Annotated in this window: 15 protein-coding genes; 10 read left to right on the top strand and 5 right to left on the bottom strand. The window is 53.9% G+C overall.

The window, feature by feature from the left end; all coding sequences use genetic code 11:
• Positions 1-16: 16 nt before the first annotated feature.
• Positions 17-844, bottom strand: coding sequence for a protein-glutamate O-methyltransferase CheR (gene cheR, locus AB4P96_RS09100; protein ID WP_017138387.1), 828 nt, complete (start codon positions 842-844; stop codon positions 17-19).
• Positions 845-888: 44 nt separating this feature from the next.
• Positions 889-1821 carry a chemotaxis protein CheV gene (locus AB4P96_RS09095; protein WP_017138388.1) on the bottom strand — a complete coding sequence of 311 codons (933 nt, stop codon included), beginning with the start codon at positions 1819-1821 and terminating at the stop codon, positions 889-891.
• A gap of 95 nt (positions 1822-1916) precedes the next feature.
• Here AB4P96_RS09095 and flgA point away from each other — a divergent pair, with 95 nt between their 5' ends.
• The 4 genes from flgA to AB4P96_RS09075 all read left to right on the top strand — a co-directional run bounded on the left by flgA (position 1917) and on the right by AB4P96_RS09075 (position 4526).
• The gene (flgA, locus tag AB4P96_RS09090) at positions 1917-2675 is read left to right on the top strand and encodes a flagellar basal body P-ring formation chaperone FlgA (protein WP_026013793.1); all 759 of its coding nucleotides are present in this window, start codon (positions 1917-1919) and stop codon (positions 2673-2675) included.
• Between the two features lie 159 nt (positions 2676-2834).
• Entirely contained in the window at positions 2835-3161 is a 327-nt protein-coding gene (gene flgM, locus AB4P96_RS09085; RefSeq protein WP_017138390.1) for a flagellar biosynthesis anti-sigma factor FlgM, read from the top strand.
• A 48-nt stretch (positions 3162-3209) separates the two neighbouring features.
• Complete coding sequence (locus AB4P96_RS09080) at positions 3210-3680, top strand: flagella synthesis protein FlgN (RefSeq protein WP_017138391.1); 471 nt, start codon at positions 3210-3212, stop codon at positions 3678-3680.
• Between the two features lie 96 nt (positions 3681-3776).
• The gene (locus AB4P96_RS09075; RefSeq protein ID WP_017138392.1) at positions 3777-4526 is read left to right on the top strand and encodes a flagellar brake protein; all 750 of its coding nucleotides are present in this window, start codon (positions 3777-3779) and stop codon (positions 4524-4526) included.
• A gap of 61 nt (positions 4527-4587) precedes the next feature.
• On the opposite strand, the gene AB4P96_RS09070 is transcribed toward AB4P96_RS09075, so the two are convergent.
• The gene (locus tag AB4P96_RS09070) at positions 4588-5979 is read right to left on the bottom strand and encodes an MFS transporter (protein ID WP_017138393.1); all 1392 of its coding nucleotides are present in this window, start codon (positions 5977-5979) and stop codon (positions 4588-4590) included.
• Positions 5980-6430: 451 nt separating this feature from the next.
• Between AB4P96_RS09070 and AB4P96_RS09065 the strand changes: the two genes are divergently transcribed.
• Entirely contained in the window at positions 6431-7642 is a 1212-nt protein-coding gene (locus tag AB4P96_RS09065) for a tyrosine-type recombinase/integrase (protein ID WP_395600696.1), read from the top strand.
• Here the strand turns inward: AB4P96_RS09065 and AB4P96_RS09060 are convergent.
• Positions 7639-8136 (bottom strand): hypothetical protein, encoded by a 498-nt coding sequence (locus tag AB4P96_RS09060; RefSeq protein ID WP_071490527.1) that lies wholly within the window; start codon positions 8134-8136, stop codon positions 7639-7641. The two genes, AB4P96_RS09065 and AB4P96_RS09060, sit on opposite strands and share 4 nt — an antisense overlap.
• 162 nt (positions 8137-8298) lie before the next feature.
• On the opposite strand from AB4P96_RS09060, the gene AB4P96_RS09055 reads away from it, so the two are divergent.
• The 3 genes from AB4P96_RS09055 (at position 8299) to AB4P96_RS09045 (ending at position 9341) form a co-directional block, all read left to right on the top strand.
• Complete coding sequence (locus AB4P96_RS09055; protein WP_161776283.1) at positions 8299-8499, top strand: helix-turn-helix domain-containing protein; 201 nt, start codon at positions 8299-8301, stop codon at positions 8497-8499.
• A 136-nt stretch (positions 8500-8635) separates the two neighbouring features.
• A complete protein-coding gene (locus AB4P96_RS09050) occupies positions 8636-8872 on the top strand; it encodes a helix-turn-helix domain-containing protein (RefSeq protein ID WP_172312926.1) in 237 nt (78 codons plus the stop codon).
• Positions 8873-8936: 64 nt separating this feature from the next.
• The gene (locus AB4P96_RS09045) at positions 8937-9341 is read left to right on the top strand and encodes a hypothetical protein (RefSeq protein ID WP_071490530.1); all 405 of its coding nucleotides are present in this window, start codon (positions 8937-8939) and stop codon (positions 9339-9341) included.
• A 477-nt stretch (positions 9342-9818) separates the two neighbouring features.
• On the opposite strand, the gene AB4P96_RS09040 is transcribed toward AB4P96_RS09045, so the two are convergent.
• A complete protein-coding gene (locus AB4P96_RS09040) occupies positions 9819-10184 on the bottom strand; it encodes a hypothetical protein (RefSeq protein WP_395600695.1) in 366 nt (121 codons plus the stop codon).
• A gap of 601 nt (positions 10185-10785) precedes the next feature.
• Between AB4P96_RS09040 and AB4P96_RS09035 the strand changes: the two genes are divergently transcribed.
• Positions 10786-11820 carry a hypothetical protein gene (locus tag AB4P96_RS09035; protein WP_395600694.1) on the top strand — a complete coding sequence of 345 codons (1035 nt, stop codon included), beginning with the start codon at positions 10786-10788 and terminating at the stop codon, positions 11818-11820.
• Between the two features lie 108 nt (positions 11821-11928).
• Positions 11929-12783, top strand: coding sequence for a GIY-YIG nuclease family protein (locus AB4P96_RS09030; protein ID WP_395600693.1), 855 nt, complete (start codon positions 11929-11931; stop codon positions 12781-12783).
• Positions 12784-14330: the final 1547 nt, after the last annotated feature.

Genomic DNA, 14330 nt, shown 5'->3' with positions numbered 1-14330 from the left:
TATGCTCAAGCCACCTTTATTTGGCCTGATAAATGATCCCGGGGCTGCACTGCACCATCTGGTAATGATCCGGCAGGCCGTTGAGTGCTTCGGATGCACCCAGGAACAAATAACCACCACGCTTGAGCGTACCGTGAATACGCAACAGGATGTCTTTCTTCACCTCTGCCGAGAAGTAGATCAACACATTGCGGCAGAACACCATGTCGAACTTGCCCAGGCTGGCATAGCTGTCGAGCAGGTTGAACGAGCGAAATTCCACCCGGCTCTTGATCGGCGCCTTGACCGCCCAGCGTCCTGCCCCTTTGGGGTCGAAGAAACGTTGCAAGCGTTCCTGGGACAAACCGCGGCCCAGGGCCAGGCTGTCGTACTCGCCGGTCTTGCAGTTGGTGAGCATGGTGCCGGACAAATCGGTGGCGACAATTTGCGCGCCGGCCTTCAATTGGCCCATGTTCGTGCGCTCGAACTCATCGATGGACATCGAGATCGAGTACGGCTCCTGCCCCGACGAACAGGCGGCCGACCAAATACGCAAGCGCTGGCCGGGACTGGCCTTGATGGCCTCCGGCAGCACTTTGTTCTTGAGCACTTCAAAGGGGTAAGTATCACGAAACCACAAGGTTTCGTTGGTGGTCATGGCATCAACCACCATTTCCTTAAGCCCACTGCGCGGCTGGCCCTGGATGCGCTGCACCAACTCGCCCAGCGACTTGATGCCCTGCTGCTCCATCAGTTTATTGAGACGGCTGGATACCAGGTACTGCTTGTTTTCACCGAGCAATATGCCACAGGCTTTTTCCAGGAAGACCCGGAACTGTTCGAAATCCAAATTACCCGTAGACAATGATACCGCCTCTTAAATCGTGTGACCGCCAGGAGGAAATCCCCCTAGCCGTGATCTGCTGCCTTGATCCGGTCGACTACCCGGGATGCCAGGTCATCAGGGCGGAATTTGGCCAGGAAGTCATCAGCACCGACCTTCTTGACCATCGCCTGATTGAATACGCCCGACAATGAAGTATGCAGGATGATATGCAATTTTTGCATGCGTGGATCGTTACGTATCTCGGCCGTGAGGGTATAGCCGTCCATTTCCGGCATTTCAATGTCGGAGATCATCATCAGGAACTCTTCTTCCGGCTTCTTGCCTTCGTCCACCAGCTTGCGCAGGTAATCCAGGGCTTGGCGACCATCGTTCAAGGCCACCACTTCCACGCCGACCGTTTGCAGGCAGCGGCTGACTTGCTTGCGCGCCACCGAGGAGTCATCCACCGTCAGCACACGCAGCGACACCGCCTTGTGTGCGGTTTCGGCGTCTACCACGCCAACCGAAATGGTTTCCGAGGTGGGTGCGACTTCGGCGAGGATCTTTTCCACGTCGATGATTTCGACCAACTGGTTGTCGACCCGCGTCACTGCCGTGAGGTAGTGATCGCGCCCGGTGCCCTTGGGCGGCGGATGGATCTCCTCCCAGTTCATATTGACGATGCGCTCCACCGAGCGCACCAGGAAACCCTGGGTCTTGGTGTTGTATTCGGTGATGATCACAAAGGGGCTTTCGCGGTCCTGCAACCCCGAGGAACCGGTGGCCATGGCCAGGTCGAGAATCGGGATGGTCGCGCCTCGGATATTCGCTACGCCGCAGACCACCGGGCTGGATTTAGGCAATATGGTCAGCTTGGGGCACTGCAGCACTTCCCGCACTTTAAACACATTGATGCCGTACAGCTGCTTGCCGTCCAGGCGGAAAAGCAACAGTTCCAGGCGATTCTGCCCTACCAGCTGTGTGCGCTGGTTTACTGAGTCCATTACTCCTGCCATGCCTTGACTCCTACGCTAAAACCTTTGGCTATACCTACAAGGGCAACGACGCTCACCCAACACTAAACGGCACGGGCTTTGCTATTTATTGGTCTATGAACCTTAAAACGACAGTTTTCCGACGCATCCCACGGTATCGCAGATTGCTCTGCGCAACGATGGCTTTGCTTGCCTTGGGCTCGGGCACCACGGCTCGCGCAGATAATGTCACCTTGCCTGATCTCCTTATCGGCGTCACCCAAGGCTTTCTTGAGTTCACTGTAGAAGATTATCTGGCGACCACCCAAACGCCGGGGCGTTACGAAATCCAGGTCAACCAACTGGACCCGCGCCTGCGCATGCCTATGTGCGACAAGGAATTGACGGCCAGCCTCGAAAGCCCGGCCCAGCCCATCGGCCGCGTGACGGTAAAAGTGCGCTGCGAGGGCGCCTCACCCTGGACCGTGTTTGTGCCGGCACAAGTCAAACTGTTCCGCGACGTAGTGGTCGTCACGCGCCCGCTCAAACGTACCGGAATCATTGGTTTTGAAGACGTGGCCCTGCGTGAACGCGACATCAGCCTGATCAACCAGGGTTACCTCACCGCTGTGGACCAAGCCATCGGGCAGAAACTTACCCGACCAATGGTCACCGACCAGGTCATTACGCTGGTGCATCTGGAACAGGCTGAGGTGATTCGCAAGGGCGACCAGGTGGTGATTTCCGCCAGTAGCGGCGGGCTGATGGTAAAAATGCCGGGGGAGGCGCTGTCCAACGGCGGGATGAGCGAGCAGATCCGGGTCAAGAACCTCAATTCCAACCGTGTGATCAAGGCGCAGGTGACCGCGCCGGGCCAGGTTGAGGTGGCGCTATAGAAGATCACCGCTGTGAGATCACTGGTGTGAAACGCCAGGTTTTCCTACACTGTGCGTGGGATGTCGACCTGTACAGGTTTATTGTCAATCGGGCCTAAAGTTTGTCCGGGTATGGCCGAAAACATGGCAAGCGTCCAAATACCCAGAGGTTTTTTTAACATGGTCATTGATTTCAGTCGTTTAAATAACACCCAGGCTTTGCCGGGCAATACGCGCACCAGCGGGGCAAAGGACGGCGTAGAAGCCAAGTCCCAGCCAGCACCTGCCGCCAAGGCAGAACAGGCCAGCGCCAGCCAGAGCGGGGAATCGGTACACCTGAGCAATGAGGCTCAACAGTTGCAGAAGGTCACTGACTCGCTGCGCGATCAACCGGTTGTCAATAAAGCCCGCGTGGCCGAATTGAAACAGGCAATCGCTGATGGCAGCTATAAGGTCGACAGCAACCGTGTAGCCAGCAAGCTGCTTAACTTCGAAGCCGAGCGCTAGGCAAAGGCCTGCGCAGGGCTTGTGGACGCTTAAAACCCAAGGCCAGCCATGCACCACGACGAACATTTGCTTGAACTGATCATTGATGATCTGGCGCCGACGCAACTTCTGCTCGAGCTGCTCAAAGAAGAATCCCTGGCCCTCTATGGCCGGGACATGCGCTTGCTGGAGGAAATCCTGGCGCGCAAACAGTCGCTGATCGTGCTGCTGGAGCAGCATGGCAAGAAGCGCAGCGAAATTCTCATCAGCCTGGGCCTGCCGGCTGATCATGATGGCCTGGCACAACTGGCCAGCCACTCCTCGGTAGGCGATCAGTTGCTGGCGCAGAGCACCGCACTCAATCAATTGCTGGCCCAGTGCCAGGAAGCCAACCTGCTCAACGGCCAGTCGATCCAGCTGCAGCAGGCTACGACCGCCAACCAGTTGCGCATACTCCACGGCGGAGAGCCTCCGGCGCTGTACAACGCCCAAGGGTCGACCTCGCGCCTGGTCAAGCCAAGCACCCGCAGCCAAGCCTGACACCGGTTTACAGCGCGCCCTATCCAAGGCGCGCTACATGCTGGCAAAATGCCGGTTCTTGCGTGTAGTCGTATTTTGCCTGGAGATGGAAGAACCGTGTTCAACGCCCTTAATGCGGAAGATGCTCCGCAGCCACCCAAGGTGCTCACCACGCCTCTGGAAATCGCCAGCACGTTGCGAATGCTGCAAGAAAGCCATGACCCGCTGATCATCACTTTCCATGAACGCAGCCAGCGGTTCCAAAGCTATCTGGTGGATATAGATCGGGACAGCAAAACGCTCGCCCTGGACGAAATGATCCCCCGCGACGGTGAACGCTACCTTGAGAACGGCGAACCGTTCCGCATTGAAGGTTTCCATGACGGTGTGCGTGTCGCCTGGGAAAGCAACGGCACACTGACCATCAGTGAAAAAGGCGGCCACCGCATCTACACCGGCAGCATGCCCGACGAGGTGGTCTACCATCAACGTCGCAATGCCTTTCGGGCAGCGTTGAAACTGGCCCAACTGGTAAGCATCGAGCTGGGTGGCGAAAAGCTCAAGGCACCGATCAGCGGCAAACTGCTGGACATCTCCGCCACCGGCTGCAAGCTGCGTTTTGAAGGCGACATTTCCGATCGCCTGCAGCTGGGCCAGGTCTATGACCGCTTTATCGCCGCCCTGCCCTTTGGCAGCATGACCACCTCGGTGGAGCTGCGTTACCTGCACGTCGAAGACAAGATCAACACCACCTTCGCCGGCGTGCGCTTCCATAACATGAGCGGCTTGGTTCAGCGCCAGGTTGAACGTTTTGTGTATCAGTTGCAGCGTGAAGCGCGGCGCTTTGACAAAGACGACGACCTTTAAGCCTTAAAGGCCGTATCAATAAAAACGGGCAGATCCTGATGGGATCTGCCCGTTTTTGCTTTCAGGGGCGTGCCCTGCTCAAGTCGTGGGGATGCTCGTCCGGCCCCAGAGGCTCCGGCGGCCCTTCAAAAGCCGGTTCATCCGCGGGTTGTTGCGGGTCAGTTTCGATTTCAGGTTCCGGGTCGGGCACCACGCTCTGCATTTGCTCCTGCACCACCGCTTCATCCACCCGCGGGTCAAGGCAGGCCACCAGCGGCGAGCTGGACATGCTGTCGGGCATCGCCACGTGATGCAGCGGCGCATCGTCCACCTGATGCAGGTTAGTCACCGCCTTCGGCCGGATCCGCCACACCAGGACCAATGCACACAGGCTGAAAAAGGCGTACAGCATGTGGCTGCCGAACAGCTTCATCACCACACCCGCCAACAGCGGCCCGACACTCGCTCCGATGCCGTAGGTCACCAGCAACATGGCCGTCAGCGACACGCGGCGATCACCTTCCACATGGTCATTGGAGAACGCCACAGCCAACGGATACAGGCAGAACTGCACCAGCGAACACAGGAAGCCAGCCACAAACAGCACTTCCAGCGGCACTTGGGTCATCACGGCCAATGGCAACGCCGCCACCGCCAGGCACAAGGCAAAACAGCGAATCAGCAAGGCACGATCATAGCGGTCCGACAACCAACCCAATGGCCACTGCACCAACAGACCGGCAAAGATGCAGCTACCCATGAACAGACCGACCTGCTCGGTGCTCAAGCCTTGCTGCGAGGCATACAACGGCGCCAGGCCGTAGAACGAGCCAACGATCAGCCCCGCGCCCAGCACCGTACTCAGCGACTGCGGCACACGCTTGATAAAGAAGCGCGGCTCCATAGGCGCAGGGTGCAGCGGCGCCGGGTGAATGCGTCGGGTCATGGCCACCGGCACCAGGCACAAGGCAAAGCACAGCGCCACCAGCATGAGCAATTCGAGGCCAAGCTGCGGGTGCATGACCAGGATCAACTGACCCAATACCAACCCGAGATAGGAGGCGATCATGTAGCCGCTGAACACCACGCCGCGCTGCTTGGCGTCCGCCTGCTCATTGAGCCAGCTTTCGATAACCATGTACTGGCACATCATCCCCAGGCCCACGATCATCCGCAGCACAATCCAGGCCGGCAGCCAGTTGATGAGGCCGTGGCCCAACACCGCCGCGCCGACAATCCCGGCACAGGTGGCATACGCGCGAATATGCCCGACGCGGGCAATCAGGCGATGCCCGATCTTGCCGCCCAGCACCAGGCCGAAGTAGTTGGCCGCCATCAGCGCACCCACCCACAGGCTGTCGACGTGGTCGGCTGCCAGACGCAAGGCAAGGTAAGTGCTGAGCAGGCCGGACCCGATCAACATCATCAAGGAGGCGAAATAAAGGGCTCGAAAAGATTTCCAGATCTGGCGCATCGGCGTTCCGAGCGGCTCCTTGCAGTGAGGGACAGGGCTATCAGCATGATAGTCCGGGGTTGCCGGGAGCGGACAGACGCAGCGGGCCGTTTTCCGGGGAATATTTTGCTTAATCGTTCAGACGCTGCCTGGCCGCATGCAAGGTACATATGCAACGTACAAAAGCGACGAGAAACACACTGCGCACCTGCTGTGAACCCTGACAGGCGGCAAGGTTCGACCGGTGTTGCAGGCACGCACAAAAAAGCCCTGCCAGGACAACCTGTGCAGGGCTTTTGAAGATGGTGTCCCAGGGCCGGTTCGAACGGCCAACCTTCCCCTTAGGAGGGTTATATATAGCCTAGCCACCACTGAGGAAGCCCAGCGTTTATTGGCCCTAGCGTCCGGTTGTGTCCGTAAAAACGACCCCGTATAGTTCTTTTTGCACCCACCATGCACCCATGGGAACAAATTGAAAGAGAAGCTAACTGCCAAACTGCTGGGATCACTGCAGGTCACTGGCCACGAATATGAAGTTCACGATACCACCGTCGGCGGCCTATTCGTGCGAGTTACTGCGGCAGGTGCAAAGTCTTACGTCGTCACCTGGGCCCGCGGCCGAAAGAAGACTTTAGGCCGTGTCGGCATTCTCACGCTTGATCTAGCGCGCACAGAGGCCACTCAGTACCTCGCAGAAGCCCGAGCACATGGAGAACCTCTGGCGGTCACTCAAGGCCGAAGGGGCGCCACCCTGCCCTCCTTGCGCGACTTCATTGAAGACACCTATATGCCGTGGTTCAAGGCTCATCACAAAGGCCACGAGAAGACGCAGCACACCCTCAGTAATAACTTCGCCCCAATCATGGCCCAGCGCCTGGACGCGATCACCGGACGAGATCTGGAGCAGATCCGCACCGGATGGATGCAGGCCGGCAACAAGGCCTCGACGGTGAATAGAAAAATGGGCTCAATCAGTGGTGTTTTCAGTCGTGCCGTTGAGTGGGAGTACATCGATACACACCCGCTGGCCAAGCTGAAACAGCTCAAAGTCGATTCAAAGGGGGTGATTCGCTACCTTGCTGCTGACGAGACCAAGCGTCTACGCGACACCCTGGACGCTCGACAGGATGAAATGAGAGTCGAGCGCGAGAGTGCGAACACCTGGCGGACGGACCGCCACAGAGAACCACTGCCAAGCCTCCTGCAACTACCCTTCACCGATCATCTGAAGCCAATGGTGTTGGTATCGTTGAATACCGGCATGAGACGCGGGGAGCTATTCGACCTGAAATGGTCAGCGGTGAACTTCGACACGAAGACAATCACAGTCGCCGGGGCCACCACCAAAACAAGCGATACGCGTCACATCCCGATGAACAAGGAGACCATTGGTGTGCTGGAAGCCTGGAAGGAGCAGGTGAGCAAGTCGCCGTATGTGTTCCCAGGTCAGGGCGGCGGTCGCTTTGAGGACGTCAAAAGCGCCTGGCTCAAGTTACTTGAACGGGCGCAAATTGACGGATTCCGCTGGCACGATATGCGTCACGACTTCGCTTCACGCCTTGTAATGGCCGGCGTACCGCTCAACACGGTACGGGATCTGCTGGGGCACGCCGATATCAAAATGACGCTGCGCTACGCGCACTTGGCGCCAGGCACCAAGGCCGCCGCAGTAGAGCTGATTTAGAGAGGCGGCTCAAAGGGTACGATGGTGCGGCTTTCTTTGTTTTCCTCCACGTGCTCGAGAAGGTCGCTCCAGAATATTCGAATTTGCGCCCGATCAAGGCGACCTACCCCCTCGACTTGCCAGTGAGTGCCAATTTTTGCGGGCCCTTTGTCTAGGAAAACAGGGGATGCCTTAATCGTCTCCCAGATACGCTGCTCCTCATATGTGAGGAGATTAGGCAGGTGATAGCAGAGATTTACAAAGCGCTCACTTTCATCAGTCGACCACACTTCTGTTACGGCATTAGCAACCGACCAATTCTCCGTGTTCCCACCATCATGGAATGGAACATCAAGATCGAAAACTAACGCTTCGACTGCTGCTTCTACCACGCCAGTAATTGACTGCCGCTTTACTCGAGAAATGACATCGATCGTGAATTTGACCTTTGGATCTAACCGGAGGGTCAGTGTTTCGGTCTTCCGCGATCCTTGGTTAGGTTTGTTCTTGGCCATTTCAAAATCTCCGAGCCATAAATCGAGCGACAATCCTAATCCGTACGTCCGAGCGAGTCCATACGTTCATACAAATCATATAGCACCAGTTGACGTACAGTATTCTCAAGGAATAGGATTGGTCCACGGCCACTTAATTCCAATGGCCGATGGAGAACCAAAATGCTTGCAGCAGAACAACCAGCAGCCTTGTCCGTTAGCGTCGAAGACGCAGCTCGGATCGTCGGATATTCGCGATCGGGTGTGTATGAGTTGATAGCAAAGGGAGAAATCAAAACCTTCAAGCTTGGTAGACGTCGCTTGATTCTGATGACCGAACTTAAGGTTTGGATCGAACGAGCAGCGAAGGAAGGTGCCCGGTGATTAGCGCGATGCCCCAGGAAAGAGGACCGGAAAGGAGTGAATCAAGAGAACTGAATGATAGAGAGAGCGTTAAGGCGGTGTTCGAGCACCGCCTTAACGAAAACACACTGGATAGCACCAACGTGAAGGCCAAACTATGACACGCCATTCTTCGACAGAGCAAGACCGCAAGATGATTGAGGCGCTGAGAAACGGCCCTGTATCGACCATCGAAGCCGCTAGGGACCTGGATATAGTCCAGCCTCCAAATACGATCCGCCGCCTCAGAAAGAAAGGCAACGAGATTCGTACCTATTGGACGCATCAGTCCACCGAGCCAGGCCGCCCGCCACATCGTGTGGCCAAGTACATCCTCATGCGCGAAGCGTCCTAAACCAGATATGCAGCGCTTTCCCCAGTTGTGGGGCAAGCGCTCGCACCTGCCTGTGAGCCGCTGAATGGCCAGAAAGAAATCCTACAAAGTCGATTTTGGCGGCGGCCGAGTTTTGGCGCTTCCCTATCGGCTCTTGGTCAGCGACGCCTTCGACAATCTGTCGACCAAGGCGGTAACGGTGCTGATCAAGTTGGCCAGGAACTACAACGGCCGCAATAACGGGGATCTGTCCTGCACTGCCTCAATGATGGCCAAGGGTAAGCCTATGGATGCGAAGACGCTTGCCTCAGCCCTCTCTGAGCTTATGGAAGCCGGACTGATCGTTCGCACAAGGGAGAGCCGTAAGGGCGGCAGAGAGCAGGGAATGGCCCGTTGCGCGCTGTATGCGGTCACGTGGGCAGCGATTGACGACTGCCCAGGGAAGGAGCTCGAGATTTCCCCTGGGCCACCGCGCTTCAAGTTCATCTGATTTCGAGTTTTTCGGTGGGAATTTTTCCGCCTAGTACTGGGAATTTTTCCCAGTCATCACCCCCTCATTGTCCGGTTGCGTCCGGTTATTTTGCTGAAATTGTGCAGTACTGGGATTTTTTCCCAGTACCTTTCAATGAAACCGGGGCCTCCAGAGGAGTACGTAAACGGAAAAAATCCCACCCTTTATAAATTACCACCACCAGGGGTTATTAAGATGGGACCAACGACCTACCAGCAGGCCCGCTGCACTCATGGTTATGCAGGGAAATGTAAGCGCATCGGAGGCTTCACTTTCCTTGTTCTCGACTGGCGACCTTGGACGATGCTCGGAATGTGCAGACCGTGCGCCGAGGAAGTGAGGAAAGACCTTATCTATCTCGCCGAGAAGGCACCAACGGCCAACAAATGAAAAAAGGGCACCACCCTGTTTCGGGGTAGTGCCCTTGATGCTGCAAAGGTTTCGTTGCTATCAGTCCTACTCCAACACCACCGCGCGGTATTGCTGATCGCCGCCCAAGTCATCCGAGCCGAACAGAGCCTGATTGACGGCCTTTCTACTCTCAAGCAGAAGGTCATGCTCATCATAAGTGCCAATGCCCGCCGCAACCCACTCAGGTAGCTCCTGACGCCGCCGCATCTCGCTCAGGTGCGTCCACCACCGGGTAGCGTAACGCCGCTCTGCGAAAATGAGCTCAACCACTAAGGTTCGTTGCTTCTCGGTGAAGAGTGGCAGGTGTAAAACACTAGAGTCTTCCGCCTCAATGCGTGCCGAGCCCTCCCCTTCAAATTCGGACTTATCTTGGCCTTTCAGGGCGTTACTGATATTTTGGTAAAGTTGCATGACGTGTGCCTCTAAGCTTCGTCGTGTGATCGCCAGGCCGCTGTTAGCGCAGCGGCTTGGCACCTATTCTGAGATGGCCCAAATCTGAGCCATCGGCCTGACCGGCTAATTTCTCAGCCGATCAAATGGCGAAATATTCCGCCGGTTACTGATTACCCATCTCGCTGATCCAGCCTGCCGCCCAGCTTAAGGGGTCTTTCGACTCCATCGGCCTGAGTGGCTTGCCGTCTCGAGCAGCCTGTTTACCCTCCTCCTCTGTCTCTGTGTGAATCCATATCGTAGTGTTCCTGTAGCCAGCTGCGCGTTGCCGCTCTTTGAATGCGCGCTGACGCAGCGTGTTGGGGCTTTCGGTCTTGTCTATCATCTGGCCCTCAAAGTTACCGGTAACAGAAACTCATGCTGGCACACCATTACCGGTAACGCAAGGCAAGGATATCAAATAATCGCAGAACGTTGGGTCGAAGCCACTGATGTGCCATGCAGATTTGAGCTTGATGTGATCAAGGTCGATCAGAAGCTCATAGCGAAACCAAGGTTAAAGGGATCTGCATAAAATTCTTCTTGATGGCATAATGCCCTCAAAAATCAAGGATGGCTAAATATGACTGTCGATAGCTCAGCTGAAATAAAAAAGAAGATCCAGATAGATAAGATACTAAGAGTACGCTACTCCTTTACGTTCATACCGCTAGCCTTGGGTTTAATACTGAAGGCATATGTAGATATACCTTTTCACGCTGTTGAGACTTTCAAAATAACAGCTGCTGGGTACACTTATCCGATACTTCTCGCAGCAAGCTTTATTTCCGTACTTTTTTGGTATTTGCAAACAGGCTTCAAAGATAGAAAACTTTTCGAGCAAGATCCAAACCTCATTAAACAGCATGCAGAAACAGGGAAAACTCAAGATAAAAAAATTGCAGATCTAGAAAATAAATTCGAGAACCTGCAAAAAATCAACTCTAAAAAAACTGAAACCGCAAACGCATCCGCGATTGAAAGGGCCATCAGGGACGCTCATCCAAAGTTACTTGAAATCCTCCAAGAGATGGCTGAAAAAGATCATAGCCGAGACCAGATCAATTCAATAATCAACAATTCAAGAAACAGCAACTTAAATAGAATCAGGTATGAAATCAGTAAACTGGGATTTCGCGGAGTTGTCTACCTTACGACAGGTGTATGTTTAGCTATCCTAGGTATTTTAGGGTTAGCTGGATTTGTTTTTCCCGGCGCGTTTGGAACCTACTCGAAATTTTTTGATAGCGTACCAGCAGCTGGAGCTAGCGACTATGCAATCGCAATCCATTACGCGTCAAGATTCTCACTAATAATTTCCATTGAGATTTTAGCGTATTTTTTCTTACGCCTTCACAAATCCAATCTAGTCGACTCCAAATACTATCAGAACGAGCTAACCAACCTTGAACTGAAATACATATCTCTCAACGCGGCACTTTTCTTAGACCGCGACGATACATCGCACAAAGTAATTTCAGAACTTTCCGAAACCGAACGAAACCACATACTTGAGAAAGGTCAATCTACTATCGAACTAAAGAGAGTCGAACTAGAAAAAAACCAGTTTATTGAAGTTACCAAATCACTAGTTTCCCTCGCACCCAAACCCAAATAAGACAATAGGACTTGCCTGTGCTCCGACACCTTAATTACGGTCCTTTCGCAAATTCAAGGACCATCGGAAGACGGCAGACAAATAACAATAGTTCGATACGGAGATCACATGACGACACCTGGTTATATATACATCCTACAAAACGAACTCTTTGGTCCATACGTGGTAAAGATTGGACTAACCACTTTAGAGCCCGACTCGAGAGCACTGCAGCTTTATAGTGGCTCCTCAGGAGTGCCAACACCTTTCGATATTGTCACTGCCTACTCAGTGGGTGACTGCGAACTAGCAGAAACAACCATTCACAAACGCCTTAAGGCCTTTAGGATAAATGGAAGGCGAGAGTTCTTTCGATCCGCACCGTCAGTAGCAGCTTCATTAGCATATGAAACTTGCGCAGACATTAACAGCAAGCTGGGACTTACACCGCCAAAACCTTACATATTAAAAATAGTTAAAAACAAGACCAACAGAAAAGCAACGGAAGAAATTGAGCGTAAAATAACTTTACCTGAAGACAGTTTAAAATCAGTAAAAATCGAGCTTCATAAACTAAGACAGAGCCCACCAGGAGTCAGTAAGTTAACCCCCGAGCAAGTGGACCGGATAAAAGTAGTGGCAATGCTACTTTCCAACATCTACCCTACCGCACTGCACGAGTGGGTAGAAGATTTTACGAGAGACCGCACACCTGAACGCGAGCTTTGTATTTGGGAGCACATCACAAAAGCCTACCTCACAATTGAAGAGGTTGAGATTGCCAGTGATGACTTCAAGCTTGAAGCATTTACCTTGCTCTTGCTTCGATCCACATCAACAACGGCAGAGGTCTTAGCTGATATAACCTTAAAACACTTAACCCGTAAATCAGCCAAGCGGCTCCTACAAGCATATGAGCTCAAGCCAAAGCCGTTGTTAGTTACAAGAAAACGCCCCGCCTGGGCAACAGAAAGCCTTAAATAAATAAAGCTAATTATGGGGACTTCACTAGATATTTCGGGGCAGGTATATAAAACTTATTCTTCAAGTAGTGGTAGCAAGTATCCACAAGATGGATAGAGTCGCCTTTGTGAGGCCACTCAAAATGAAGAACAATATCGCTAGTCAGGTATTGCCCACTAATGGAAGTAGTATAGTTTGGCAAACCGAGATGATAATGCCAGAGATGATTTGAGCTTGTGTAGGTAAAATCAGGATGTTTCGGATCAAGCCCCTTCCAGGAATGAGAAATTTTTCCAGGATAATTGCGAAAATCTCTCAAGCCAACAGACATGAACGTCGTAACAAAGCTCACTACAGCGTTCTGTTGATCTTCAGGATAATTCTGGAATTCCAGAGCAAACAGATCGTTGTAGGAGGCAGAGTAAGGCAATGGCAATCATCCTTCATGAGTACCCAAGTTGGCTTCAGCACGCTTCGCTGCGGCCAAGATATGTTCTCGAATCTGCTCCCCAGTAAGGCCCTGAGGGATGACATAACGAGGCATATTGCGCGCTGTTTTCATGCGCTCTACGTCTAATGAGACGTTTTCTTTGGAGCTCTTCGTATGTGTCATGTTTTCCATGATGCAACCCCGCCTAGGGGAATGAGACCAGCAATGGGATGCTAGCTGATAGGTAGAATTTCGCACTTGCCATTCGTCAGGCTGGTTGTGAATCCGCTTTCGCTCACCACACCCACAGGAGTCGGGAGCTTCCGACTCATCTTGAATCAAGTCAACAGGTGAATACCACGACCCGACTACTGGTTGATTGCCAAGACATTGTGCGAGCGGGCCTTCCTATACAAATAGGACCGCCTGAGCGTCTATCCGTTCAGAGTTGAACATGACGCCCGCTGTGAGACGGATTGATCTCACTGAGACAATTTGGTCTCACTCAGCGTGGCGGAAACGCCACAGAGTGTGGCGAACAACAGACGGTGGGGTGGTCAACATCACCATACCTTCGCCGCAAGGCACAGGATGGAGCCGCTGCCTCCCCGTCGAGACAGACCAAATGAGCCGATTCGGACCGTTTGGTCTGCTTGCCGGCCGTCGCTCCTGACAGCAGGCTGGAACAGGTGTTGCGATGACAGCAGCATCTTCATGCAGATGTGATCGTTGCTCACCTTTAGCCGTTTGAAGTGCGCCCTTTTCGACCGATTTAGGAGGCCGGTCAACGCTCAGGTAACGATGCGAGCGTTACTAAATGCCGGAAGATTTGCCGGTATCTAAGTTGTGCTCACATCTCGCGGATCATCGCCGACCGCTGCAGGATGGAAACATCGCCAAAAATCAGTGCCCCGTGGGTGGAGACCTCATTAAGCAGCTTGGTGTATGAAGTTGGTGCCGGATCGCCACCTACGGGAAGAAGTGGGATTACTCTTTAAGAAGCTTTTGCCCAAGCTTGTAAGCGCCCCAGCCAATTCCCCCGAGAATCGCTGCACCGCCAACCGCGCAAGCGACAATGGGAAGTATCGCAGTACCCGCCGCTGTGCCTGCGATGGCTACAACTCCTCCCGCCATACCT

This window comes from Pseudomonas sp. B19125 (assembly GCF_044218855.1).
GTDB lineage: Bacteria > Pseudomonadota > Gammaproteobacteria > Pseudomonadales > Pseudomonadaceae > Aquipseudomonas > Aquipseudomonas edaphica.
Note: the sequence above shows the minus strand (reverse complement) of the source record. Positions and strands in the feature narration are given on the sequence as shown.

Coding starts and splice junctions, on each gene's coding strand:
- AB4P96_RS09095 (WP_017138388.1), bottom strand. CDS start 1,821: ATGGCAGGAGTAATGGACTCAGTAAACCAGCGCACACAGCTGGTAGGG.
- flgA (WP_026013793.1), top strand. CDS start 1,917: ATGAACCTTAAAACGACAGTTTTCCGACGCATCCCACGGTATCGCAGA.
- flgM (WP_017138390.1), top strand. CDS start 2,835: ATGGTCATTGATTTCAGTCGTTTAAATAACACCCAGGCTTTGCCGGGC.
- AB4P96_RS09080 (WP_017138391.1), top strand. CDS start 3,210: ATGCACCACGACGAACATTTGCTTGAACTGATCATTGATGATCTGGCG.
- AB4P96_RS09070 (WP_017138393.1), bottom strand. CDS start 5,979: ATGCGCCAGATCTGGAAATCTTTTCGAGCCCTTTATTTCGCCTCCTTG.
- AB4P96_RS09060 (WP_071490527.1), bottom strand. CDS start 8,136: ATGGCCAAGAACAAACCTAACCAAGGATCGCGGAAGACCGAAACACTG.
- AB4P96_RS09055 (WP_161776283.1), top strand. CDS start 8,299: ATGCTTGCAGCAGAACAACCAGCAGCCTTGTCCGTTAGCGTCGAAGAC.
- AB4P96_RS09050 (WP_172312926.1), top strand. CDS start 8,636: ATGACACGCCATTCTTCGACAGAGCAAGACCGCAAGATGATTGAGGCG.
- AB4P96_RS09045 (WP_071490530.1), top strand. CDS start 8,937: ATGGCCAGAAAGAAATCCTACAAAGTCGATTTTGGCGGCGGCCGAGTT.
- AB4P96_RS09040 (WP_395600695.1), bottom strand. CDS start 10,184: ATGCAACTTTACCAAAATATCAGTAACGCCCTGAAAGGCCAAGATAAG.
- AB4P96_RS09035 (WP_395600694.1), top strand. CDS start 10,786: ATGACTGTCGATAGCTCAGCTGAAATAAAAAAGAAGATCCAGATAGAT.
- AB4P96_RS09030 (WP_395600693.1), top strand. CDS start 11,929: ATGACGACACCTGGTTATATATACATCCTACAAAACGAACTCTTTGGT.